The organism is Pacificimonas sp. ICDLI1SI03 (genome assembly GCF_054740865.1).
The window spans coordinates 1,558,924-1,583,575 of the sequence record NZ_JBSQAU010000001.1 but is presented as its reverse complement, the minus strand read 5'-3'; the positions used below and the strand labels follow the sequence as shown (position 1 = coordinate 1,583,575).

Sequence of the window (24,652 nt, the reverse complement as noted above, 5' to 3'; positions counted from 1 at the left end):
GCATGGGCCGCAAATACTCAAAACACGGTCCGTCTGAAGACTTGCATCGTGACGACGAAACTGAGGCGATAGTTCCACCATGCTGGCTCTGTGGTCGGCCCACCGGCGAAACCATTGTCTGGCACCATCCTGTGCCGAAAAGCCGGGGCGGGCGTGATGTCGTGCCCATGCATTCCATGTGCCAGCAGACGCTGATCGGCAATTTCACCACTTCCGAATTACAGCGCCATGGCATGGATGTGGAGGGACTGCTCGCAAACCCCAACGTGCGCAAATTTGTCGATTGGGTGGCAAGCAAGGACCCGGATTTCACCGCGCCCATTGCCAAGAAGCAACGCTGATCAAATCGCGCTTTGTCGATCGCTTCATCGCCTGCGCTTGGTGTAAATGGGTGCGACGAAGTTCTCACTACCTAGCTGGCGCCAGCGATTGCAACGCTTGATGTCTGGCGACCGTTCGCAATCGCTTAAACCGAGCAGCCGGGCTCCCTGCCATGCGCGCAGTTTGAGAAGCGCCGACCTTCCGCCGCAAGAACGAAGTCTGAGCCTTCCGCCGCAAGAACGAAGTCTGAGGTAGTCCCGGAACTTCGGACAGGGTGTTCAGCTCATCCCGACCTGAAGGAATGGATGGAAATGAAGACGACGGGGCAGTGCTACAGCGCGTAGTTCAAGGCGAAGGGGCCATATAAGCTATCCGGCGCGACCAGACGCTGGCGGAGCTGAAAGCGGAGCATGGCATCCCCATACGATCATTGGGACCTGGAAGCGTCAGACGATGGGCGGCATGCTGGTCTGTTCGGAAGGTGGCGACCAGTGTTCGAAGGCTGCCAGCGAGGCGGAAATCGGCCGGCATAACCACAACAGGAATGAGCTTAACTTCGCTGCAAGCCTCTCCACCTCAGCGATCCGCCAAACCAAGCGAATGGACAAGCTTCTCCTCGGGCTCCGATCTACGTGCAGCCGCGCATGAGCGGGCATATGGCCGGGATGGTAATCGATTTTAAATGGTGACAAGCATGTCGTGTATCCTTGTTAAAAAAAGGTAGATGGGGATTGGGTTCTGCTGCGCAGTTTAACCGAATGCATTGAATGTTGTTCGCACCAAGCTAAGAAGAAATCATCGATACGGGGAGATAGGTGTGGCATCTTGCGGTATAAAATCCTTCTTGTTCGCAGCGCTTCTCTTCGCGAGCACGACTGCCACGGCGCAGCACTCCGATAGCAGTCAGAACGCTTATGTGGTGCAGACCCCCGGATCGCACATGCCTGCTATTGCCCCTCTCCAGGTGCGCGCCGAGGTACGGAACCGCTGGCTGGTCGATCGGCTGGACAATGTGGTTCCGGAGTTGATGCGCCGGGAGGGTGCAGACATGTGGCTGATAATCGCGGGGGAATATAATGAGGATCCCGTGGCCCGGACGATGTTGCCAGCAGAATGGCTGACGGCGCGGCGCCGCACCATTCTTCTTTTTTTCGATCGCGGCGCAGCAGGGGTCGAGCGGCTGGCTTTGACGCGCTATCCGGTCGCGAACTTTGAAAGCGCATGGGATCCGGATGCAGAAGAGGACCAGTGGAAGCGCCTTGCAACCGTCATCGCGGAGCGCCAGCCCCAGACCATAGCAGTTAACATGGCCGAGCATTTTCCACTCGCAGATGGCCTCTCCGCCAGTCACTTGCAGGCACTTCAGCGCGCGCTCGGCCCAGACCTTGCTGCACGTATCTCACCCAAAAAAGAACTTGCGATCGGCTGGCTCGAACGCCGGATCCCGGCAGAGATGGCAACCTATCCGCAACTGTCACGCATTACCCATTCGATTATCGAAGAGGCCTTCTCCGACCGGGTTGTTACGCCCGGAGTGACCACGTCGGACGACGTGGTATGGTGGCTGCGGAATCGCGTGAACGGGCTTGGCCTCGACACCTGGTTCCAGCCCAGCGTCGCAATCCAGCGCGACGGCAGCGGCAGCTTCGGGGTGCAGCAAATGGGGCTGCGCGGCGACACGGTCATCATGCCTGGCGACATGCTGCACGTCGATTTCGGCATCGATTATTTGGGCCTGAAGACAGATGTGCAGCGCGTCGCGTACGTGCTTCGCCCGCACGAAACCGCCGCACCACGGGGTCTTCAGGACGGCCTCGCCGCCATGAACCGGGTGAAGTCTGCACTGGTTGCAAACCTGAAACCGGGACGCAGCGGGGATGCAACGCTTGCCGCTGCCCGCGCACAGGTCGAGGCGGAGGGCGTCGACGGCACGATCTATAGCCACCCTCTTGGGTTTCATGGACACGGGGCCGGCACGTGGATCGGCGCCTGGGAGCGGCAGGACAAAGTGCCATCCATGGGGGAATATGTCATCCAACCGCGCACCGCCTGGTCGATCGAGCTAAATGCGCAGCACGACGTCCCCGAATGGGGCGGGCAGAAGGTCCGTTTCATGTACGAGGAAAACGGGTACCTCGATGAAGATGGGGAATTCAGCTTCTTCGACGGCTCGCAGGACGAATTCATATTGATCCCACGGCAATGACCCCCCTCAGGCTCGCTTCAGCGACCGCACTGTGCCTCGTGGCCTCGCCTCTTCCCGCACAAGAGAGTCTCCGCGGCAATGATGTCGGAGGTGCGGTCCTTAGCTCCCTCGATGCAGGAGAGGCGGAAGCGGAGGGTGAGTTGATCGCCATCGGCAGCATCATCTCTCCGTCCGGGGAAGAGCACGAACGCGCTGCCAAAGTGGCTGAACTCATGCGGGAAGCAGGGCTGGCAGACGTAGAGATCACCGAGGCACCAAACGCCGTTGGGCGCATTGCTGGACGGTCTCCTGGCCAAGCGCTGGTTTTTGTCTCCACGCTCGACGATCTCGCGACCGTGGCCGAGCATCAGCGCGATGCTGGCACACCATTGGAGCGGCAGCGCGACCGCATTGTGGGTCCGGGCAGTAACACCTCGCTTACCACGGCAGCGATGTTGGCGGCCGCCGAAGCGCTGGTGTCGGTAGGTTTTCAGCCCGAACACGATATCATTTTCGCAGCTGTCGCCCAGGAAGAGACCGGCCTGAACGGAATGAGGGCGCTTTATGAGGAATATCGCGATGATGCGGCGGCATTCATCGACATTCTTGGGGATGGATCAGATATTTCTTATGGCGCGCTGGGTATCCACTGGTGGCGGGTGGAGGCGGGTGGCCCTTCGGGACATACGCTGCGCGGGGGATTACCGAACGTGAATCGAGGCATAGCCGAAGCGGTTTCTCGCATCTTTGCGCTTCCAGCTGCTGCAGACGAGCTGGACATGACCCGACTCAATATCGCGGTGATCGAAAGCGGAAAGGTGTTCAACCACAAACCGGCGGAGGGGTGGTTTTCCCTGGACATTCGTTCGCTCGATGCCGGTAGAATAGCTGCCATCGAAGCTGACGTGGATGCCATTATGGCCGACGTATCTCGCGACACGGGCATAGAATTGAAACGCAAAGCGGTGAACCTCGTCCCCGGCGGGCAGATCGCCGGAGCGCGGGAGAGCAGCCTGGTTCGCTGGGCCTCAGCCATTGCCCGCGGCGAGGGCCGATCGGCAGAACTGACGAATGCCGGATCCGCCAATCTCAACATCGCCATAGGCGGCGGTACGCCCGCCATTGGCTTGGGCGGTGAGCGGGGCGGCATGCGCGGCCAATCGGACGAATGGGCGAGCATCCCCGTTCTGCATCGGACGGCCCGCCTCGTTGCGCTGCTAGCCGTTGCTTTGGGCGAGGCCTTGCCACCGCCCGATTAAACTTACTCGCCTATTTCGCCGATCAGATGAAACCGGATCTGGCGACCGTCCACATATTGTACGCGCTCACCGTCAAAGAATGCGTCCTCCTCGCTCTTGAAGTCCACTATCTGTCCGCCCCATTCTGGAACCGGCTCGGTAGCCTTCAATTCGATGGACCAGGCCGTGTTGGGCATTACCGGATACTCGCCCCGATCGACCCATTCCTGATTTTCTGACAAACCTATGGTGCTGCCCGCGCCATGACCGTGATAGCCGATCGGGTGCGTGTAGATGGTGGGCTGAAGTCCAGCGGCAATGGCATCCGCCCGTGCCCGCGCCAGCACTTCATTGCCAGTAAGGCCCACGGCGAAATTGCTGGTGAGCGCATCTTGCACGCGGTTATTCGAGGCCAAGCCTGCCCTGAGGCCTGCCGGCGCGTCCGTCTCCCCTTCACGCAGCACATAGGCGACGTGCTGCGTATCCGTATTGAGCCCAAGATAGTTTATGCCAAAATCGACGCGCAGCATGTCACCCTTCTGGATAACGCTGTCCTCCTCCCGCAGTACGCCGGGAACGCCCTGGCGTGTAATTTCAACCGAGGGATGGAACCAGGAATCGAGGCCCAGATCATTGACCCGCTGCCGGTACCACCAAACAAGGTCGTGGTTCGTGGTCTCACCCGGTGTCACGACGGCGTTCGAAAAGCCTTCTCCTATGATCGCATGGGCGGTCCGCACCATTTCGGCATAGCGCGTCATCTCCGCCGGCGTACGCCGCTCCAGCCAGCCTACGGCGAGGGGGTAGCCGGGCACAATGCGATCGCGATATTGGGAAGGAAGCGCCGCCATAAGATCTTCATACTGGCTGTGTGTCATTCCATCGGCGAATGCCGTCAGCGACGAAGTGTTGAGCGCAATGCTGTTCGGTTCACGCTCAGCTACGATCTCGGCGAGCCGCGCCCATTGATCGGGTTGCGCCTCCATATCCCACGCGCCCTCGAAGAGGCTTCCCATTCCGTGCTTGCTGACCACCAGCCGCTCCACCGGCTGTCCGTCCCCGGGATCGTAAAAGACGAGGATTGTGCGACGCCGGGCGCGAAGGCTGGTTGCATTCAGCATCGTGGACACGACCGGATCCTCCAGATACTCGCGCGCAACCAAAATCCACATATCGATATTATTGGCGCGCATCAGCTCTGGAAGCACCGTCGTAAATCGCTCCTCCAGCCACGCATCCTTGACGGCCGCCTGCTCGCGCAGAGTTAGAATCGGCGGCAGAGCCGGCGCCATGTCCGCCTCCCCCTGGTCAGGTGTATATGTCGCCTGCGCGTCGGCTGGCGTCATTGCGAGGACGGCGGTGGCCAATCCGGCGACGGTAAGTAAGTACGCGGTTCTCATATTTCTCTCCCCACGCCTGTCAGGCAAATGGCTGCTCAAGGGTCGGCGGGGGCCGCGTGAAGAAGCGCGCACCCTGCGGTGTCATATAGAAACAGTCCTCAAGCCGGACGCCGAAGCTGCCCGGGATGTAAAGACCGGGCTCGTTGGAGAAGCACATGCCTGCCGCCAGTGGCGTCGACTCTCCATGTACGAGATTTACAGGCTCGTGGATGTCGAGCCCGATGCCGTGGCCGGTGCGATGGGGCAGGCCGGGGGTCTGGTAACCCGGACCCCATCCCAGACTTTCGTAATAAGCGCGAACGGCGTCATCCACTTTGCCGGCGGGTGTGCCAGGCTGCGCTGCCTCCATCGCCACGTTCTGCCCTTCCCGGACGTGCTGCCAAACTTCCCGCTGGCGTGCGGTGGGTTCGCCAAACACCGCAGTGCGGGATATATCGGAAAAATAGCCGTCGACCCTACAGGCACAGTCCATCAGGATAACCGATCCGGGTCCAACCGTTTCGACCCTTTTCGACCCATGCGGTAAGGCGCTGCCTTCGCCGATCTGGATCCCGCCGGAGGGTGTAGCGCCACCGCGCGCGGCCATCTCCGCGCTCATTATCGCGAAAATGTCTGTTGCCTCCATACCGGCCGATATCTGCGGGCCCGTCGCGCGGTACGCTGCTTCGGTGATGTCGGCCGCGTGCTGCATCAGCGCCAACTCTGCCGGCGACTTGATCATGCGAAGGCTGTTGACGATTGCCGCTGCGCTGCGGACATTCAGGTCCGGCTGCAGCGCGCGCAGGCCATCAATTGCAAAAAAGCGCACAGTGGGCTCCACGGCGAGCGGCCGCGTGTCGAGGCGTCTTTCCCGCAGCCAGCCGTGAACGACCCGCGCCGGGTCTTCATCCTCCTGCCAGACACGGACATCCGCAGGCACCGCCAGCATCTCCTCTATGGAGGGCTGTTCAAAACCCGGCGTCACGATCATCACGTCGCCGTCTGCGCCGATAAGAGCGGCGGTCAGGCGCTCGCTGCGCCACCAGTCGACGCCCGTCAGGTAGGACAGGGTTGAGCCAGCCTCCACAAGCATCGCGCCGAAGCCTGCCACACGCAACGCTTCGCTCGCCTTCTGCAGCCGCCCCATTCGCTCTGCGCTGCTGATAGGCGCCGGACGACGGGGGACGTCAGTCGGCGCACGGGCATCCTGGGCTGGCGCCGCCGCCAATGGAGCGGATATCATCAGACCCGCTGAACCTGCGGCCCAGATTGCGCCTAGGCCGAACAGGTCCCTGCGTGCCACTCCATCGCCAGTCATACTCGACTCCCTACAGTTCCATCGACCCGACATCCCGCAGCAGGCCGCGCCAATAATTCAATTCCTTATAGAAGGATTCCAGGGGTACGCGCTCGTCAATACCATGCGCACGGCTGTCTTCCGGCCGTTTTAGCGCCAGGCTGCCAGCGCCGTAGGTGGGAATGCCAGCGCGTCGAAACTCGCGCCCGTCGGTTCCACCTGCCGACATGCTGGGTGTTACGGGTGCACCGGGGTAGTTGCTGTGAACTGCGTCCCTGAGGGCAGAAAACAGCGCCTCATTTGGGGGAGAGACAGGGCTCTCTACTGGCTCCCCGTCCAACGTAACGGCGATCTCGGAATTGTTAATTGCGTTGACCATGTCCTGCTGCACGGATTCGACGCTGGTACCAGGAAAAATCCGGCAATTGACCGTCCCTGTCGCATTTTGCGGCAACGCGTTCGGCGCGTTGCCAGCCGACAGCATCGTCGGAACGCAGGTGGTCCAAAGGATATTCGTATATTGCGGATATTTTTGCACAACGTCGTGCGCGCCGGCATTTGCCGGGTCGGCCAGCAGGGTCTCAAGCGCGCTGCCCAGCTCACCGCCCTGCTCCTCGGCCAGATTAGCAACGATAGGCCGCGTAATTTCGTTGAACTGTACAGGAAATTTCAGGTTCGACAGGTTCATCAGTGCGGACGCAAGGTCGTAGATCGCATTGTCCGGTCCTGGAGCGGAGCTATGTCCGCCGGGATTGGTCGCTGACAGGAAAAACGTTGCGAAGGTCTTTTCCGCCGACTGGATCGAGAAGCTGTACTTGCCATCTTCAACTGCGCCAGATCCTGCGTCGGAGTTCAGCGCAAGCACCGCTTCGGAAACCCATGGATGCTGCGTCAGGGCACGGGTGGTTTCCATGCCGGTTTCCTCGTCTCCCGAAAACGCAATCAGCAGCGTCCGCTCGGGTTGGAATCCTTCTCTCTTCAGCTGAATGAAAGTTGTCGTAACCGCCGCGATGCCAGCCTTGTTGTCCACCGCGCCCCGGCCGTAAAGATACCCTTCTTTCTCAGTAGGAACGAAGGGGTCGGTTTCCCAATTGTCCGGCACCGCGCCAACCACATCCATATGACCCAGGATCGCGATCGGCTTCATTTCGGGGTCTGAACCCTGGTATCGAACGACGAGACCAACGGTCTTTTCGCCGTTCTTATCGATCGGCACATACTGGATGTCCTCGCTGGAAAACCCGGCTTCGGTTAGACGTGCTGCCAGTGCTTCAGCCATGGCGGGAACCTGTCCCTCGCCCGCGGCCGTGCGGAAGGACATGATTTCTTCCAGCACTTCCCGGGCCTCGCTTTGGTCCTTTTGATCGACCTGCGCTGCCGCCGGAACGGCGAAGGAGATACTGGCAATCGCGAGAGCACTGCAGGCCAGAAGGCGGAATGTTGAGGGCATCGGGCGGGTCCTTTTCCGCTTGCGGAAGAAAATAGCGGGAGAGCCGGGAAATGGCTCCCCCGCAGGTATTTTAGCGGAGGCAACTACTAGAAATCGACGGTAGCGCCCACGAACAGGTAACGGCCGGCGGCGTCATAGAATTGCGGATACGTGTTCCCGTTACCTCCGTCCTCGATCGCTGCCGTTGTCGTTAGCGGCGGATCGCGGTCGAAAACGTTATTCACGCCCGCCCTGATCGTAAAGGCCTCCCGGATCTCGTAGCTGCCTGCCAAGTCGAAATAGTTCCGCGAGCCAAGTGTTTCATTCACCTCGGCAAAGCTGCCGCTAAGCGCAGGCTGTGAACTCGTCTGCGCAATGTCGACGCTCGACACGTACCGCCACGTCAAAGATACATCGAAGTCCCATGGCGACATCCAGGTCGTCAACAATTTGTGACGCCATTCGGGACGGGGGCGACCACAGAGGCCTGCATAAAGACCTTTGCACTCGTAAATGTCACTGTCCGGAGAGTCCGGCAGCGGCACGGTCTTGTAACTGTCAAGATATGTGCCGACCAGATTGAAGTTGACGGACCCGGCGTCCCCCATTCCGAGCGTATCCAGATTCGTCTGATAATTGACCGTCAAATCAACGCCGCTGGTTTCTAGCGACCCTGTATTGACGTTAAAGCGGCGGAAGAACCCCTGCTCGCCCTGCCACAGCGATCCGGAGGAATCGCGCTGGATCAGGTTACAGAAGAACTCGTCGCCGCTCGCCAGACAGTTTGGCAGCGCGAGGTTTGGATTGACGCTACCTACAAGGTCTTCGACTTCGATACTGAAGTAATCGACTGAAATCGTGAGTCCCCCCACGAAGGCCGGCTGCAACACGCCGCCAAGCGACCATGTATTGGCCGTTTCCGGCTGCAGGTCAGGATTGCCGCCAATAAGCGAGTTAAACTGGCCCGCTGGGTTGTCGACGATATTGCCGTACTGCGCTGCTGTAACGCCGGTATTGGCGCAAGCGGCCAGGCTGGCAGCGGGGGTCGAGCCCGCACAGGGATCGAACGAACCGTTGGCGTTCTGCGTCAATTCGACCTCGAACAAAGACTGGCTTGAAAGCAGTTCGATAACGTTCGGGGCACGGACCGCCCGCTGGAAGCTACCGCGGAGACGAAGGTCGCGGATAGGCGAGTAGTTCAATCCCAGCTTGTAGGTGTCTGTCTCAAAGCCGGAATCATAGTCGGAGTAGCGATATGCGCCCTCGAAGGACAAAAGGTCGATGCCGGGCCGACCCTCTACGATGGGAACAATGACCTCGCCGAACAGCTCTTTCGCGGTGACCGAGCCAGCAATCGGGATTTCCGGGCTTGCTGCGTTCTGGTAGATTTCGTCTGGATTATAGTCGACCGCGTTTTTGCGATACTCGGCACCGAAGGCTATGCCCACACCGCCGTCTGCCCAAGGCGAGGCGATCCCGTATTCGCCCAGATCACCGTCGATGACCGCAACGATGTTGGTCAGGCTGGTCGTGCCTTGAATGCTTTTCACTTCGGCAGTGTAGTCAGTCGCTTCTTGGCCGGCATCCGCCCCGAAATAGTCGAGCGGGGCGCAGGCGGGATCGTCATTGTCGGGGTTTCCATCGGCATTAATCGCGCAGACGATATTGCCCCCCGAATCCCGTACTGCGAAGAAGGCATTCGCCGTCCGCTGCCGATTGGAATCGCCACTGAACGTACTATTCAGCGTGACGTTCGAATATGACGCGAAGACGTCATAGCGGAACGGGCCAGCAAGCTCGCCGCGGAGGCCACCTACCAGTCGATAGGTCTGGTGACGAATATCGTCCTGGCGTGGCCCGCCCTCCACGTTGCGGCGAGCGACCCGTACGCCTTCTGCAACCGATTCCGGTCCAACATAATTACCTTCGGCATCATAGATACTGCCAGTCGATAAACCGTTACTCGTGCAGAGGAAATTAGCTTGCTGGTCGCTGAGGAAGGGGTTGTCACAGTTTATTCCGCTGATACCGCTCGCGTTTACAGTAATGCCCGCCGCCACAGTGCCCGGCGCGATTTGCGCGACGGACCGGTCATCCATGAAGTTGACTTCCATGTAAGGCACTAGATGATCATTGATCTCATAATGTGCGAAGGCGCCAATTGCGTAGCGTTCATCCGGACGTTGGTAATAATTATCCGGCGCAAAATTATATGTACTGGTGCCGGGAACGAACTGGCCGTCGCCGGTGGCCCGAAAGGACGTTGGGAGCCCGGGGATCTGGCTAGAATTAGTGAAGTTCGCCGGTTTGTTCGTGCCAGAGCCACTGCAGGAATATTCGCCGCCGCCCTCGCCCGCTGTCCCGAGGGCACAAGCACTATAGTCGAAATCTTTCTGCAGGATCGGGTTCACCTTGCGATAGGTCGCATAGGCGGTGACGTTGCCGCGTCCCTCGTCCAGATTTGCGCCCATGACCGCGGAGTATTCCTGGGTAAAGCCGTTCCAGACGGTGGTGTCCGGCTTTGGATAAGCCCCCGGAACCACCTCGTCATTCCGGTCTAAAAGGTCACGTAATTCATCCCGGCCGTTACTATGCTGCGACACGGACAGGTTGCCGGACAAGCGCAGCCCTTCGAAATCATCAATCAGCTTGAAGTTTACGACGCCAGCGATGGCGTCCGAGCCGTAGACTGCGGACGCGCCGCCTGTCAGCACCTCCACGCTCTCGATCAGCGGTGTCGGCACCTGGTTTACGTCTGATGGGATATTCTTTGGCGAGCCATAGGGAAGGCGCCGACCGTTGACGAGAACGAGGGTCCGACTTGGAGTCAGACCGCGAAGGTCGACCTGGGCGGTACCAGTCGCTTCGTTGGAGTTTGCGGCACCCTGCGCGGCGAAAACCTGCGGCAACTGATTAAGAAGATCCTCGGTGCGGACCGTTCCTCGCTGCAGGAACTCCTCTGACTGCAGCGTGGTTACAGGGCTGACGCTCGTAAGGTTTGCCGAGCGAATGCGCGAGCCGGTAACGACAATCTCGGCGGACTCTGCGCCTGTGGTTTGCTGGGGCACTGGGACGGTGCCCGGCAGTTCCGCGTCTGTATCGGGAGCGGTATCCTGGACCTGAGCAAAGGCGGGGGCCGCAAGGCTCATTAGGATGCTGGTGGACAGTAAAAGTCCTTTGGCGAGCTTAATTTTCATCATTATCTCCTTTGTCGGGCACAACTCACCCATCGACTAAGAATTAATCTTGTTGGTATTCTGAAAGAGGCTAGTAACGCCAACTCGTAAGGTCAGCCCCATCCGGCGCTGACTCTTCAATGCGCTTTAGTATCTTCGGAACATACATCGTATTATAACGAAGTCTGGAAATACTATTCGGAAGATCAGGATCACCATTCCAGCAATGCTCGTCACGGTCGCCGTAAGTGATTTCCCCGCGATACGGCGGATCCGCCTTCTTCAGGAAATCCTCCGCGAGGTAAACGGCGTTATTTAGGTAAAAATTATCCATGTCGCCGACGTAGATGTGAATTTTACCTTGTAACTTCGGACCGAGTGTTGCCCAATCACGCTCCATGATATGGCGAAGGTCGTAATTTTCGCGCCAATAAGCAGCGACATCCTTGTTGATCTCGCCCGTACGCTTGTCCCAAATGCGCTGAGGGTAGCCGTCATCGGCCATTGGCGAATAAACCGCTTCCCAAATGTCCCATTGCGCACCGGATCGGGATTTATCGCCCAGAACCAGTTCGTAGCGGTTCTCCTGCTCGGCAGTGTAGTGAACGTGACCGAGATAGTCGCGCTTGCCAGGCTTCGGCGTCCGGCCGAACGGCCCGAAATTCCAATAGGCGTTTGGATCCTCGTAGAGGTTCGTCACCATGAACTGACGAAAATCTATTGGGTCCGGACACGCGCCAAAGGCGCCATTATATTCCTCCGGATAGAATATCTGGGCGGCGAGGGCCTCCCACCCACCCGTCGAGCCTCCATAGAGGAAGCGGGACCAGCCCTCTCCAATGCCACGAAATTTCTCTTCGAGAGCAGGGATGAATTCGTGCGTGATCGCGTCACCATAGGGGCCGAGATTGGCGGAATTCACCGCGTAGCTATCGTCATAATATGGATTGGAATGATCAATTTCGACGATCAGAAACCGTGGAAAATCGTCAGATATCCACTGCTGATACTGGTCGTAGGCCTCTTGCTGCTCTGTCTTATTGTAACAGGGCTCGTCGAAGCGCTCACTATATTCGCACTCCAGATTCGGATCCGGCGGCGTAGTACGGAAGCCCCCGAAATCAGCCGGGAAATGCCCGTGAAACACCATCAGCGGATATTGCGCTTCCGGATGTTCGTCAAAGTCCTTCGGTACGAGCACGTGGCCGCGAATGTAAACATCCGTGCCCCAGAACTGGGACAGCTTCTCGCTGCGCATCTTGAAGTGGCGCACGAATTCCGTGTCCTCGGGCTCGTCGATGGCGGGATTTACCTCGGAGAGGACCACACTGATGTCGCCGGTTCGTGAGGGGTCAAAGCTGATTTTCTGCGGCTTCGAATAGAGGTTGCCAGGCTCCTTGCGCCAGTTCTGCCCGGCGCCGCGTGCCGCCGGCAGCTTGACCTGCTTCCCTGCGGCAAGGTCGAATGTATCGTATTTGTGGAGAACGGCCTGAACATAATAGTCCCCCGCCGGGACCTGGCTCAAACCCTCCGCTGGGAAACCTAGGACACCGGTGTCTATCCGCGCCGTCTCGCCGCCCTTGAGGCCGTCCACGTTGACGCCGAAAATCTGCGGCGCATCTATATTCTGATTCACCTGAAAGCGCGGTTCCGTCTCTCCGTCCGGCGTCAGAATCAGGATAACGCGCCCGTCATATGCGGGCGCACCCGTTGGCAGCGACACGGCGAACTCTTCGGCCGCTGCGGGCATTGCCGCCGCAGCCAAAAGCATAGCACACGCACTCAAGCGCCGAAAACCCACCCTCCGTCTCTTCATCTCACCCCCCTTTTCCCGTTTATTCAGATGGTATGAGCCGCAGCTCCGTCTGCCGCCCATCAATATATTTGACGCTCGTTCCGTCGAAAAAAGCGTCCTCCTCAGTCTTGAAGGCGACCTTTTGCCCTCCCCACTCGGGCACCGGTTCCGTGGCCGACAATTCTATCGACCAAGCTGTATTGGGACGCAGCCGGTACTCACCCTTGTCACTCGGCCCCTGATTGTCCCAAAAACCGATGGAAGCACCGGCCGCATGGCCGTGATATCCAATAGGGTGCGTGTAAATCGAGGGGGTCAGACCTTGCGCGATCGCCTTTTCACGCGCCGCCGCAAGGATCTCGTTGCCGCTACGCCCCACCTGGAATGAAGAGGTCAACGCGTCCTGCACCTTGTTATTGGCGGCAAGGCCATCGCGGAGCCCTTGCGGAGCCTCGGTCTCCCCGGGTTTCAATACATAAGCCAGGTGCTGTGTATCCGTGTTGAGTCCCAAATAGACGATACCAAAGTCTGTCCAGATAAGGTCACCGGGTCGGATCACTTCCGGACCGGACAACTCTCCTTCGGCGCCCTCACGAATAATGTGCACAGACGGATGGAACCACGGCGCCAGCTTTAGCCCTGCGATTCGCTCGCGGTACCACCATTCGACATCCTCAACGGTGGTTTCCCCAGGCGTGATGACCTCTCGCGACAGTCCCTCGGCGAGTATGGCATGCGCTAGCCGGACAATATCGGGATAAACCGCCATTTCCGCCGGAATACGCGTTTCCAGCCAACCAACCGCCAGATTTTCCCCGGCCACGACGCGGTCCTGGTAAGTCTGGGACAACGAACCGATCAGCCCATTATATTGGCTAAGCGTCAGCCCATCCCCGAACGCAGTAACATCCGAAGTATTGATTGCGATTTTCTTCGGATCGCGTTCTGCAACTAGTTCGCCCAGCCGTGTCCACTGGTCCGGCTCTGTATCCGGATCCCAAGAGGGCGCAAATAAACCACCAAGTCCGTAACGACTGACCGTCAGGCGCTCGAGCGGCTTTCCTTCTCCCGGATCGAAGAAGATCAGAATGGTGCGGCGCCGTGCGCGAAGACTGGTGGCGTTCAGCATGGTCGAGACCACCGGATCTTCCAGATATTCTCGCGCGATCATGATCCACATGTCGACGTCGTTCTCGCGCATCAACTGCGGCACAACCGTGTCGAGGCGCTTAGCGAGCCAAGCGTCGCGTAGGGCGGCTCGTTCTTCGAGTGGAAGGATCGCCGGCAGTTCAGGCGAAGGAACTTCAACCTCCCTCAGAGCCGAAGCAATGTCAGCATTGGAGTCGGAAACAACTTGCGCCGATACCGGCAATAGTGGGGTGGCAGCCATCCCCATAATCAAAAACGGCAAGGCGAGCGCACAATGCTGACGCGTCAAGGCCCGGTTTAATCCCATAACATGTTCCCCCGCTGACCGGATACTGTAGGAGTTCCAATCGCTAAGAGCACAGCAGCGCAATATCATCAGTCTGTCAAGTGGTTCCGGTTTAAAATATCGCAGCCGTCGGTGTCGGGCATCGATGCAGGGCCGCGTCGACGGATATAACGAACAGTTATGACTTATAATATTTTTTAAATATAATAGTTTTAATATTATACAAATGTACGTGATGATATTTCTAGTATTAAATACTATTTATTCAAATAATATTGATGATATACGCGGTTCTTTAGATAGATAATTAAATTTTATAGAAAAAAATATGGAATTGTGATAGCCCAGACGCGCGTTATATCTTAATAAAATAATTTATAAAATAAATTCGGATAGCTAAAGTTGAATATATGCATCCAAATAATAATTATGTTGTTACCGAAACGACTTTAGGGTTGCCGGTGCACCATGTCCGGGAAAGCGTCAGTTGGTCCAAGCATCGCGCCTCAGACCGATGAGCGAATCGTTCTGTGCTCGCGTGATTGATTGACTGAGGTTCCGAACCACATTTCGTGCGGCTCGACAGTCCTCGTGGATGTACAGTGCTCCTCACATTTGAAGCGGCGTCGTTCACGCTTTTCGCCAGGGACTCCTGCAAATTTCCAGCAAAATTTTCGGAACGGACGTCTTATCTTGCCCAGCGGACGTCTTAAGCTGTCCAGCGGCACGTTCGTTTTTGTCCCCACAGCTGACCGGGAATGGTGCCCCGCCCTGGATAAACATAACGAATACACATCGCCGTTTGCACTCCTATAGAACCGCCGCCGCGCGCCTGTAGCCGCCCTATGGCGTAGTGCGACGCCGCTGATTATTCGAGAAGCATCGGGGGTAGGATCAACGGCCCACACTTTCGAGCCTCCCGATGGCAAGTTGCCTCTGCCGCCGCCGTAGATACCGCTTGGTCGGATTGCGTAGTGCAATTACCTCGGCAGATGAGGGGAACGCGATTGAATCCTTGGCCAGTGATACCCGCCGACGTTGTTGCCTGGTTCCGTGGCGTCTTCGCGGACGCAAACCGCCACGTATGTGAGCGCCTGGCCAATCTCCCCAATATCCGCGAGACATCGCTCGATGACGGATTGATTGAAGCGCTGATCCCCAACAGTGCGCCGACGCTCCTGCCTTCGGGCGCGATCATCCGCATGGATACTCACAACATCGGTGGTTTGCGGCGCCTAGGCGCTCCCCATTGGGATTGGGATTTTCCGCAACGCCGGCGTTGGGAAACGGCGGATATTGCGATCCTCGTCTTCGTCTATCGACAAGACAAGCTGGTGGCGAAGAAGATTGGCCTGCTCCAATCCAAACGTCTCTTTCCGACTAACCATGATGTCGAAGACGAAGATGAAATTGGTTTCCTTCATGGCATGAATGCGTTCATCCGCCGCGATGGGCAGCAAGCAGCCGCCGCACTCCACCGAACCTACAGCTTCGACGAAACCTGCACCTTCGCCGCAATTCAGGCTGGACACCGACAGGTCGAACTGATCGACACGCTCAATCGGGATTTCGGCAAGGCCGTCTTCTACCTGCTCTACGCACCGCCTGAGCTTCCCTACGCAGTTACCTACCCCCTGCGAAAACGAATCCGCGTTGGCGACATGCCGGTCGGAAATCGGGTGGTCGATGCCGACAACCTCCACCGCGCTCTTGTCGAACTCAATGACGGCCAATCTCCCACCTTCAGCCTGCTGAAATCCGCCTGCGTCGGGCGGGATTGGCCGCTCGAAACCTGGGCTGCCGATCTGCTGCTGACCTGTCAGGTTGGACAGCAGTTCGATGACAGCAATGACGATCGCGTCCGCTATTTCCTCGAACGCCGATCGGGGCCCATTGGGGCGGCTCTCGCTGCATCAATTACCCTGCCGGGCGAGGCCTGAGCCGTGCGAAGTGGCGATATCCCCTTCAAGTTCGATCTGACCGATCTCCTCGCCCGCGCTCGCCGCCAAGTCGCTGGCCGGATAGGTGACGTCACCTTGAACTTGCCTTTCATCAGCATTGCGGTCAGCCCTAAAGATCGCGAGCGCCGTGTGGCGCGCGAGATCGTCCTCCGTTTGCGCGATCGGCGCGTCCTATCTGCGTGGGAATGTTGCGACGATTGCATCGAGAGAGCTCTCACTTCGCTCAAGGAAATCCGCCAGTTGATCGTCGACAAAGAGGTGGAACTCGCCGAGTTGCAGGACGGACCGCTGTTCCTTCTGCTCGATGCGATGGCGACTGGTATTCGACAGTTTATGACTTACGAGGAGCTGTTGCGGCGCGACAAGGATGCGCCCCCGCATCCACGTTTCGGCGAGTTTCATCGACCGCCGGACGTGCGCCAAGCCTATTTCGACGGCCTCGAAATCTTACGCGGACACCTGAGCCGGTGTCTCGGGCAGATCGCGCTCATTGCCGGCATGCCCGTGCCGACCGAAGGCATCATTGAGAACTACCAGGGGCCGTGGCAGCTAGAAGCCTACGAGGCGCCGCCTCTGCTGCCACCACCCCCCGAATGACCTGCGCTACGGCTGCTCGGAAGCCCAGGCGCTTACAACGGTGGCGTCGCTTCCCGCACCTGCCGATCACAAGGTTGAGCCTAGAGAACCATTAGAGAACAAAATCTGCTGGCGAAGGCTTGTGGATCGGTTAGGCATGGGCGGATGGAGAGCATAACGAGCCCGAGCGAGCTATCGAGCGATGACTTTGTGCGGCGCTTCGCGCTGCGCCCCGGCCAATTAATGTGGCTCCTTGGCGCGGGTGCGTCGGTTTCAGCCGGCATCCCCAGCGCTTGGGATATGATCTGGCAATTCAAGCAAACGTTGTTCGTTGCCCAACGCAAGGCGTCGCCGCAGAGTGTCGCCGATCTCGGTAATCCTGCGATCCGCGCGCTGTTAGACTCGCACATTGCGAGTTCCGAGCGACTACCGTCGCCGGGTTCACCGGATGAATACGCGGCGCTCTTCGAAGCAACCTACCCGGTGGAGCGCGATCGCACGACTTTTATTCAAGGCATGATTAGCGGCGCGAAGCTGGCCTATGGCCATCTTGCCCTCGCCTCGCTTCTAAAAGCGGGCCACACTCAGCTCGTCTGGACGACCAATTTCGACCACTTGATCGAAGATGCCTGCGCGAGAACGTATGGCACAACGGGCACGTTGAGCGTCGTTGCACTCGACGCTCCGGAACTGGCGGGGCAATTGATCGGCGCGCAAAAATGGCCCATCGCAGTGAAGCTGCACGGCGATTTCCGCTCGCGTCGGCTTAAGAACACGACCGATGAGCTGCGCCAGCAGGATGCGGCGCTTCGTCAGCAGCTCGTGGATGCCTGCCGACGATCCGGCCTCGTAGTCGCCGGCTACAGCGGACGCGACGATTCAGTGATGGACGCGCTTGAAACGGCGCTCAATCAGCCGGGCGGTTATCCTGGCGGACTGTTCTGGCTGCATCGCGGTAGCGATCCACCGCTCGGGCGGGTCATCCGACTTCTCCAGCGCGCCAGCGACGCGGGCGTTGAGTGCGGGCTGGTGCGGATTGAGAGCTTCGATGAGATATTACGTGATCTCGTGCGGCTGCTGCCCGCGCTCGACACATCCGCTCTCAACGCGCTGGCAACAGGACGGTCGCGCGTGTCGGGCGCTCCCGAGCCCTCGGGCCAGCGGGGCTGGCCCCTCATTCGGCTCAACGGGCTTGCCGTCACCATCCCGGCCAATTGCCGCAAGCTGGTATGCACGATCGAGGGTGTCGCAGCGGCGCGTTCGGCGGTCGCCGAGGCGAACGCGCGCCTGATCGTGACGCGCACGCAAGCGGGCGTGCTCGGTTTCGGCAGCGATGCCGAGTTCCGTCGAGTGTTCGACCCGTTCGGAATCACTGCGTTCGATCTGGCCACCTTCGAGAAGCGGCGCCTGCGCTATGAGTCCGGCGAACGCGGCCTGCTACGCGATGCCTTGGTAGAGGCGCTGTGTGCCGCCAAGAATGTTCGTGCGATCCGCCGCCGCAGCGCTGATTTGCTCGTGCCAGTAGATCCCGCCGACAGCGCATGGGATGGGCTTCGCGCGATAACTCATCAGACGACTGGCACCGTGCCCAAACACCCGGACCTGAAATGGCACGAGGGGGTCGGGGTCCGGCTTGACTGGGCAGACGACGGTCTTTGGCTGCTGCTTGATCCAAAGATCGTGTTTGAGGGTGTCACGGACGCGACCAAAGCGATCACCGCCGACTTCGCGCGCGAACGGACGGTGAAGCGCTATAATCGTGATCTCGATCGGCTTATCGATTTTTGGGCAAAGCGCCTTGCCGGCGAAGCGCTTCTGGCGCTGTCGATTGGCGACGGGATCGATGCTCGCTTCGCAGTCGGGAAGAACACGGCCTTCTCCAAGCTGGTGCAGCCATGACGAGCGAGATCGCCCCGACCATATGGTATCCCGAACCCGAGCTGGTGTTCCATCCCGAGCGAACGAGCGAGCGGGACATTCATCCGCTGCGCGGGCTCAAGCGGTTCGGCCCCCATTCGCGCGGATTGGTGCAATCGCCGATCCGGGTAGCGACGCTGGCCCCGAAGGGCGAGTCCGAGCGACTGTTCGCATTCATGCGTGAGCTGAGCCAGAGCGTGCGCCCGGTCGAGCGAACCGACTATCTGCCGGATTGGCCGGGCTTCAATACCGTGTTCGACATGCGCGTGACGGCGGCAACCAAGAAATGCCGTGTCGAGCTGGACGGATCGTTTGAGAGCGAGATGGCACAATCGGCGATGCCGCACGTGTTGCTCGCCGAACAGCTCGTTCGTGCGATCCAGCCCCTTGAGGCGTTCCGCAGCGACTTCGATGTCTTGTTCATCTACCTACCGCAGCGGTGGGAGCGTGGCTTCTACGGCGCGGGGGACGATTTCGATCTCCACGATCATCTCAAAGCCTATACGGCCGCGCGCGGGATGCCGATCCAGATCGTGCGCGAAGACAAGGCGCTCGCTTATCGCTGCCGTGCGAGCGTGATGTGGCGAGTCGGGCTGGCGCTGTATGCCAAGGCCGGCGGCGTTCCCTGGAAGCTAGCCGACGTGGACCCAGAAACAGCCTATGTCGGCATTTCCTATGCGGTGCGGTCGAACGGTGCCGACAAACCGCGATTTGTGACTTGTTGCAGCCAGGTGTTCGACGCGGAGGGCGCCGGCTTGGAGTTTATCGCCTACGATACCGCCGACGTGCAGGTGCAACGCGATAATCCCTTTTTATCGCAGGCTGAGATGTTCCGTGTCATCACGCGGTCGATGACGCTGTATCGTCACCGGCATGGCGGACGCTCGCCGCGCCGGGTCATGGTCCACAAATCGACCGAGTTCAAAGACGCAGAAGTGCTCGGCTGCTTCGAGGCACTACCGCTGTGCGAGGCGGTCGATTTGATTCAGGTGGTCGAGGATGTGGGCTGGCGCGGCGCGCGTTGGGAACGCGACCAAGCCAATTCGGGAGGTAAGGCGGCGGCGTTTCCAATTAAGCGTGGCTCACTGATCGGGCTTGGCGAGCGCGAGGCACTACTGTGGATGCACGGTGCCGTGGAGACTTTGGGACCGAAAACCTATTTTCAGGGTCAGCGCGGCACGCCGCGTCCGATCCGACTTGTCCGCCATGCCGGGCACGGCACGTGGGACGACAGCGCCCGCGCGGCGCTCGCCTTGTCGAAGATGAACTGGAACAATGACGGGCTGTATGATCCGCTACCCGTAACGATGAGTTATGCGAAGGTGCTGGCGCGCGTCCTCAAGCGCATGACGAATCTAGGCAGCACACCCTACCAATTCCGATTCTTCATGTAGTGAAAGTTCGTTGCACCCACAGGATTCGAACTTTTTGCCGTCGATGGCCGCCGTGCCTACGATCGTGTTAACACTGAGTTTTCGCTGATCGTAGCCTGTGCGGCTGACGCGCACAAACGGCGGCCGGCGGCGGAATTTGGTGCCCCGTGCAGGATAAACATAACGAATACATCCCGTTGTTCCTACTACCGTAGCGCCGCCAAACACCGAAACGAGCCAGCGATCGTCGCCGTCGAACGTCGCTTGCGCTTCGCCCGCAATCCGCACCCTTCCTGAACCGTTGCAGGATGGAGATATACGTGTTTCATTTCAACATCGGAAATGATACATATGCGTTATGGACGCTTCGCAAGACTCCGAGCATTGGCTAGCATTGCTGCACCAAATCCCTGCGAAGCCGCCCTATCTGCGTGTGAAAATCTGGCGCCGCTTGCAGGCGATTGGCGCAGTGCCGCTCAAGAACGCTGTTCATGTGCTCCCCCGTCGCGAGGAGAACGAAACCGCATTTCGCGACCTGCTGGCAGAGATCACGACCAGCGGCGGCGAGGCGGTGCTGATCGACGCGCAGATGATCGAAGGCCAGAGCGACGTTGAGCTCCGCCAGCTTTTCGACGCTGCGCGGGATGCCGATTATGACGAGCTGGCCCAAGCCGCACGGCAGTTGCTCGACACTGGGCCGGCGTCGGGGACCGAGATCTCAAAACTCCAGCGACGGCTTTCTGAGATTGTCCGGCTCGACTTCTTTGGCGCGCACGGTCGTCAAGGTGCCGAGGCGGCGCTGCGGGATTTGGACGAGAAGCGTTACGCCCATCCCGACGTCGGCCGCACAGGCGAAGCGGCTGCGGTGTCGCCCGCTGACCTCAAGCATCGCGTCTGGGTGACGCGGCGCGGCGTCCACGTCGATCGCATCGCCTGCGCTTGGCTGATCCGACGATTCATCGACCCCCACGCGAGCTTCAAGTTCGTCGATGGCAGGAGCTACACGTCCGATGCCGGCGAGCTGCGCTTCGATATGACCGATGCCGAGTTCACCCATGAGGGCGATCGGTGCAGCTTCGAGACCCTGCTGCTACGCGCCGAGCTGGACGGCGATCCGGGATTAGCCGCGATCGGGGAGATCATCCACGACCTCGACATCGGCGACGACAAGTTTGAGCGGCCGGAAACGCCGGGACTCAGCGCGATGCTGTCAGGCGTGTGCGCGACGTTCGATGACGATCTCCAGCGCATCGCCGGTGCCGGCGACGCGCTCGATGGCTTCTACGCCTACTTCACCCGGCAAAACCCGTGAAGTCGGGAGTCAGCGCAAGGCACTCGGCCCTCGGCCGAGAGATGACTGTTATAGCTTGAGGAACGTGGTGAATGCAGACAAATGTACCGAGCGAGGCTGTAGGTTCTGCGGAAGGTCAAGGCATTTTGCCGCAGCTTTCGTATGCACAGATCTTCGCCAAGTTCTTGCGGTTCGGTTTCCTGGCATGGGGTGGCCCGATCGCCCAAATCGCCATGATCCGCCGCGAGTTGGTCGACGAGGAACACTGGGTCTCAAGTGCCAGGTTCAACCGCATCCTAGCCGTGTATCAGGTGCTCCCCGGTCCGGAGGCTCACGAGCTATGCGTCTTCTTCGGCACGCTTCCTAAAGGAAAGCTCGGCGGTCTTCTTGCAGGCCTGGGATTCATGATGCCGGGCTTTGTCCTAATGTTCGCGCTGTCCTGGCTGTATCTCTCCACCGGGATCATGCAGACTGCCGCCGCAACCGCGGCATTTCTCGGAGTGCAACCGGCCGTCATCGCCCTGATCGTGCGCGCCGTGCACCGGATTGGCGGTCACATCCTGCTCGACCGCTGGCTTTGGGGTATCGCGGGCGTCGCCGGCCTAGCGGCCCTCGTCGGCACGCCGTTCTGGCTCACCCTGCCGATCGCGGGCCTCGTCTATATGTTCGCGACGCGCCGTCAGCGGGTGACGGCCGGCCTGCTCATGGCCGTGCTCGTCGGGCTCGGGCTCTACTTCGCCTGGGTCACTTTCGCCGGTCCGGTTGGTGGAGATGCGGTCTCGGCGCAACCCGTCGCAAACCAAGAACCGTCGCTGCTGGATCTTTTCATCTCGGGCCTCAAGGCCGGGCTCCTCACCTTTGGCGGGGCCTACACAGTCATCCCGTTCCTGCGTGCCGATGCGGTTGGCAATGGATGGATGACGGATGCGCAGTTCCTCGACGGGCTCGCCCTATCGGGGATTCTGCCGGCACCCCTGATCATCTTCTCGACGTTCATCGGATATTTCGGCGGCGGCCCACTCGGAGCGATCGTGATGACGATCGGCATCTTCCTGCCGGCATTCAGCTTTTCTCTGTTCTTTCATGACCAGCTTGAACGGCTGGTGGACAACGAAAAGATCAAGACCTTCCTAGAGGGAATATCAGCAGCGGTCGTCGGGCTGATCGCCGCCACGACGCTGGAACTAGGGCAAAAGACTCTCGTGAACGTGCCCGGCGTGGTGATCCCGCTCGCGATCTTCGCCGTCGCCCTCGCGCTCCTTTACGTGTTCAAGGCCAAAACGACGATCCTGTGGGTTGTTCTCGCCGCGGCGGGGGCGGGCCTCGTCCTGTTCGGATGATCGCGACGCACCGTCACTCTTACGCAGCCTAATCAATCATATTGGAAAGGACCGAATGTGACGATCGACAATCTCTCCCGACGCAGTGCAATCGCAACCCTAGGCATAGGAGCCGCCGCCATGACGATCAACGAAGCCTCCGCCCGGACGCCGGTCGCCACGCCGTCGACCGTCCCCGCCTTTGCCGGCAACCATCAAATCAAGCCGCTCAAGTTCGATCCGGCCAGGCTTGAGGGCTTGTCCGAGCGATTGATCACGTCGCACCACGAGAACAACTATGCCGGCTCGGTCAAGACGCTGAACGCATTGCGGCCACGGCTGGCCGCCGCGCTCGCCGATACCGAAGCGCCGCCTGCCATCTACGGCGGCCTCAAACGCGAGGAACTGCACCGTACCGGCTCGGTGGTGCTGCATGAAATCTACTTCGACGGGTTGGGCGGCGACGGCCGGGCGGCCGGTTCGGTCCGCGACGCCATTGACGCCGCCTTCGGCTCGTTCGCGACATGGGAGGCGGAATTCCGCCGCACCGGCATGAGCCTTGCGGGCGGCTCTGGCTGGACAATCCTCGCTTACAACGTCCACACGCGCTCGCTCAACAATCATTGGGCTTGGGATCACATGCACGGCGCTGCGGCCGGCATACCGCTGCTCGCGCTCGATATGTATGAACACAGCTTTCACATGGATTACGGCACCCAAGCCGCCAGGTATATCGACGCGTGGTTCAAGAACCTCGACTGGGAAGCGACCGACCGCCGTTATGCGCAGGCGATCGCCACCGCCAGCGCCTGAGTTGGAGAGCGGCGATGAACGGGAGGCGAGTGAAGTCGGCCTTGACCACTTGCCCCAAGATCGGCCTGTTGTGGCGAACCGACCTCCCCACCAGCCCTCTGGACGTGCAAAGCGCGCGCCAGTGGCCGATCATGGCAGCGCTGCGTGAGTTGGGCGGTGAGGTCGAGGCGATTGGATATGCCGACGAGACGGCTGGTACAACGCGCGACCGTCTGCTGACGTGCGATGGCGTGATGGTCTGGGCCGACCCGATCAGCGACGCCGGTGACCGCTCAAGGCTCGATCCGATTTTGCGCGAGGCCGCGGCGGCGGGCGTCTCGATCAGCGCGCATCCCGATATCATCGCGAAAATGGGCGTGAAAAGCGTGCTTCACGCCACGCGGGCGCTGGGTTGGGGCACCGACACACACCGCTACGCCGATCTGGAGGAACTGCGCGCGCTGCTTCTTGAACGCCTGGCTTCCGGGCCGCGTGTGCTCAAGGAAAATCGGAGCAATGGCGGCCGGGGCGTGTGGCGGGTCGAAGTTGCTGACCGGGGGGGTGGCGCCCAACCGATCGTTTCGGTCCTTCACGCCGCGCGGGACAGCGTTCCGTTCAAGATCCCCCTCGATGCCCTGATCGCTCGGTTCGCACCCTATTTTGAGCGCGGCGAATGCCTCATCGACCAACCGTTCCAACCGCGGCTCGGGGACGGCATGATCCGCTGCTATGTGAGCGAGGGCACGGTCGTCGGTTTCGGCCACCAACTGATCCGCGCGCTATTGCCGCTACCCGCGGAAGGGGTCGATTCTCCGAAGGCGCAGCCGGGGCCGCGGGTCATGCAGCCTGCCGACGCCGGCGCTTTCCAGTCGCTCAGAGACGATATGGAACAGTCGTGGATTCCCGGGTTGCAGCACATCCTCGCCATCGAGCATGACGAGCTGCCGCTCCTGTGGGACGCGGACTTCCTCTACGGGCCGAAAGACGATCGCGGCTCGGACAGCTATGTCTTGTGCGAGATCAACGTCAGTTCGGTCGCGCCGTTTCCGCCCAGCGCCGTGCGACAGGTGGCGGATGCCGCATACCGTCGCGCGGTCGCGGCGCACGAACGCCGTGTCGCCGGCCGAGGAACCACGGCTTCGCCGGCATAAACGTTCGCACGTTCCGG

At 59.8% G+C, this 24,652-nt stretch carries 17 protein-coding genes; 11 read left to right on the top strand and 6 right to left on the bottom strand.

Translation table 11 applies throughout. The features are described 5' to 3' along the window. Positions 1 to 2: 2 nt before the first annotated feature. From ACSMXM_RS07685 to ACSMXM_RS07675, 3 genes are all read left to right on the top strand, one after another. Positions 3 to 341 carry a hypothetical protein gene (locus ACSMXM_RS07685; RefSeq protein ID WP_460315275.1) on the top strand — a complete coding sequence of 113 codons (339 nt, stop codon included), beginning with the start codon at positions 3 to 5 and terminating at the stop codon, positions 339 to 341. A gap of 920 nt (positions 342 to 1,261) precedes the next feature. Continuing rightward, on the top strand, positions 1,262 to 2,527 hold the full coding sequence (locus ACSMXM_RS07680; protein ID WP_460315274.1) for a M24 family metallopeptidase: 1,266 nt from the start codon (positions 1,262 to 1,264) through the stop codon (positions 2,525 to 2,527). Beyond that, a complete protein-coding gene (locus ACSMXM_RS07675; RefSeq protein ID WP_460315273.1) occupies positions 2,524 to 3,765 on the top strand; it encodes a M20/M25/M40 family metallo-hydrolase in 1,242 nt (413 codons plus the stop codon). Before ACSMXM_RS07680 ends, ACSMXM_RS07675 begins: the two co-directional genes overlap by 4 nt. 2 nt (positions 3,766 to 3,767) lie before the next feature. Here the strand turns inward: ACSMXM_RS07675 and ACSMXM_RS07670 are convergent, their stop codons facing one another. From ACSMXM_RS07670 to ACSMXM_RS07645, 6 genes are all read right to left on the bottom strand, one after another. Beyond that, complete coding sequence (locus tag ACSMXM_RS07670; RefSeq protein ID WP_460315272.1) at positions 3,768 to 5,144, bottom strand: M24 family metallopeptidase; 1,377 nt, start codon at positions 5,142 to 5,144, stop codon at positions 3,768 to 3,770. A gap of 19 nt (positions 5,145 to 5,163) precedes the next feature. Beyond that, positions 5,164 to 6,441, bottom strand: coding sequence for a M24 family metallopeptidase (locus tag ACSMXM_RS07665; RefSeq protein WP_460315271.1), 1,278 nt, complete (start codon positions 6,439 to 6,441; stop codon positions 5,164 to 5,166). 10 nt (positions 6,442 to 6,451) lie between these two features. Continuing rightward, positions 6,452 to 7,870: a M20/M25/M40 family metallo-hydrolase gene (locus ACSMXM_RS07660; RefSeq protein WP_460315270.1), complete on the bottom strand. Its 1,419-nt coding sequence runs from the start codon at positions 7,868 to 7,870 to the stop codon at positions 6,452 to 6,454. Between the two features lie 86 nt (positions 7,871 to 7,956). Further along, positions 7,957 to 11,046, bottom strand: a complete 3,090-nt coding sequence (locus tag ACSMXM_RS07655; protein WP_460315269.1) for a TonB-dependent receptor domain-containing protein — start codon at positions 11,044 to 11,046, stop codon at positions 7,957 to 7,959. A 70-nt stretch (positions 11,047 to 11,116) separates the two neighbouring features. Continuing rightward, positions 11,117 to 12,796 (bottom strand): alpha/beta hydrolase, encoded by a 1,680-nt coding sequence (locus ACSMXM_RS07650; RefSeq protein ID WP_460315268.1) that lies wholly within the window; start codon positions 12,794 to 12,796, stop codon positions 11,117 to 11,119. Between the two features lie 64 nt (positions 12,797 to 12,860). Continuing rightward, complete coding sequence (locus ACSMXM_RS07645; protein ID WP_460315267.1) at positions 12,861 to 14,258, bottom strand: M24 family metallopeptidase; 1,398 nt, start codon at positions 14,256 to 14,258, stop codon at positions 12,861 to 12,863. A gap of 1,019 nt (positions 14,259 to 15,277) precedes the next feature. Between ACSMXM_RS07645 and ACSMXM_RS07640 the strand changes: the two genes are divergently transcribed. From ACSMXM_RS07640 to ACSMXM_RS07605, 8 genes are all read left to right on the top strand, one after another. Continuing rightward, entirely contained in the window at positions 15,278 to 16,195 is a 918-nt protein-coding gene (locus ACSMXM_RS07640) for a hypothetical protein (protein WP_088712622.1), read from the top strand. Positions 16,196 to 16,198: 3 nt separating this feature from the next. Beyond that, positions 16,199 to 16,813 (top strand): hypothetical protein, encoded by a 615-nt coding sequence (locus ACSMXM_RS07635; protein WP_054725869.1) that lies wholly within the window; start codon positions 16,199 to 16,201, stop codon positions 16,811 to 16,813. Between the two features lie 144 nt (positions 16,814 to 16,957). Beyond that, entirely contained in the window at positions 16,958 to 18,691 is a 1,734-nt protein-coding gene (locus ACSMXM_RS07630; RefSeq protein WP_054725867.1) for an SIR2 family protein, read from the top strand. Continuing rightward, on the top strand, positions 18,688 to 20,103 hold the full coding sequence (locus tag ACSMXM_RS07625; RefSeq protein ID WP_088712621.1) for an argonaute/piwi family protein: 1,416 nt from the start codon (positions 18,688 to 18,690) through the stop codon (positions 20,101 to 20,103). Before ACSMXM_RS07630 ends, ACSMXM_RS07625 begins: the two co-directional genes overlap by 4 nt. A 337-nt stretch (positions 20,104 to 20,440) precedes the next feature. Next, positions 20,441 to 21,394, top strand: a complete 954-nt coding sequence (locus ACSMXM_RS07620; protein ID WP_054725861.1) for a chromate resistance protein ChrB domain-containing protein — start codon at positions 20,441 to 20,443, stop codon at positions 21,392 to 21,394. A 71-nt stretch (positions 21,395 to 21,465) separates the two neighbouring features. Further along, positions 21,466 to 22,713, top strand: a complete 1,248-nt coding sequence (chrA, locus tag ACSMXM_RS07615) for a chromate efflux transporter (protein WP_082395458.1) — start codon at positions 21,466 to 21,468, stop codon at positions 22,711 to 22,713. A 120-nt stretch (positions 22,714 to 22,833) separates the two neighbouring features. Continuing rightward, a complete protein-coding gene (locus tag ACSMXM_RS07610) occupies positions 22,834 to 23,505 on the top strand; it encodes a superoxide dismutase (RefSeq protein ID WP_153876138.1) in 672 nt (223 codons plus the stop codon). Between the two features lie 14 nt (positions 23,506 to 23,519). Continuing rightward, a complete protein-coding gene (locus tag ACSMXM_RS07605; RefSeq protein ID WP_143712235.1) occupies positions 23,520 to 24,635 on the top strand; it encodes a Cj0069 family protein in 1,116 nt (371 codons plus the stop codon). Positions 24,636 to 24,652: the final 17 nt, after the last annotated feature.